Annotated in this window: 1 protein-coding gene and 1 other annotated feature; the gene reads left to right on the top strand. The window is 66.9% G+C overall.

The annotated features are described in order from the left end of the window. Positions 1–37: 37 nt before the first annotated feature. A partial coding sequence (locus HMPREF3105_RS12610) for an IS3 family transposase (RefSeq protein ID WP_168167989.1) occupies positions 38–916 on the top strand: 879 nt, incomplete at its 3' end. After that, positions 308–442 (top strand) — a sequence feature (AL1L pseudoknot). (Overlaps the previous gene by 135 nt.)

Here is a 916-nt window from a genome sequence, read left to right as displayed (position 1 = left end):
GATGCCGCTTCCTTTCGAGTTCGAGAGGATGTTGTTCATGCCGAAGAAGTTCGATCCCGAGGTGAAGGACCGCGCGGTGCGGATGGTCCTGGACCGTGTCGAGGAAGCCGGGTCAGTCACGAAGGCCGTGGCTTTGGTGTCGCCGAAGGTCGACGTGGGGCGCGAGACCTTGCGCCGCTGGGTCTGTCAGCACCGCGTCGACGCCGGCCTCAAGGACGGGCCGACCAGCGATGACCTGGCCGAGCTCAAGCGCCTGCGCGGCGAGGTCAAGCGATTGCGGGAGGACAACGAGATCCTGCGCAAGGCCTTCGATTTTCTTCGCGGGGGAGCTCGACCCCCGCAACCGATGATCATGGGATTCATCGATCAGATGCGCGCCAAGGGGCATGCGGTCGAGTCGATCTGCAGGGTGCTCCGTCAGGAGGGCTGTCAGATCGCCGCACGCACCTACCGGGCGTGGCGCCGCCGCAGCGCGTCGGCTCGTGACACGTCCGACGCGGTCCTGCTCAACGTCCTGCACGACCTTGTCGGCACCCCGGAAGGGCTGTACGGGCGTCGGAAGATGACCGCGTGGCTGCGTCGAGAAGGTCACCAGGTCGGCGCCGCTCGTGTGGACCGGCTCATGCGGGTTGCGGGGATGAACGGTGTGCGTCGAGGCAGGCCAGTGCGCACCACCGTCCCGGCCAAGGACGGCTGCCGTGCCGGTGACCTGCTCAATCGAGACTTCACCGCGGCCGCGCCGAACACGAAGTGGGTCGCGGACTTCACCTATGTGCGCACGTGGGCGGGCTTCGTATACGTCGCGTTCGTGCTGGACTGCTACTCGCAGAGAATCCTCGCCTGGCATGCCGCGACGGCCAAGACGACCCCGCTGGTCCTGACCCCGCTGCGGATCGCGTTGTGGGACCGTGACCGG

Origin of the sequence: Micrococcus sp. HMSC31B01 (assembly GCF_001816085.1) — a bacterium.
In the GTDB taxonomy this organism is placed as follows: domain Bacteria; phylum Actinomycetota; class Actinomycetes; order Actinomycetales; family Micrococcaceae; genus Micrococcus; species Micrococcus luteus.
Note: the sequence above shows the minus strand (reverse complement) of the source record. Positions and strands in the feature narration are given on the sequence as shown.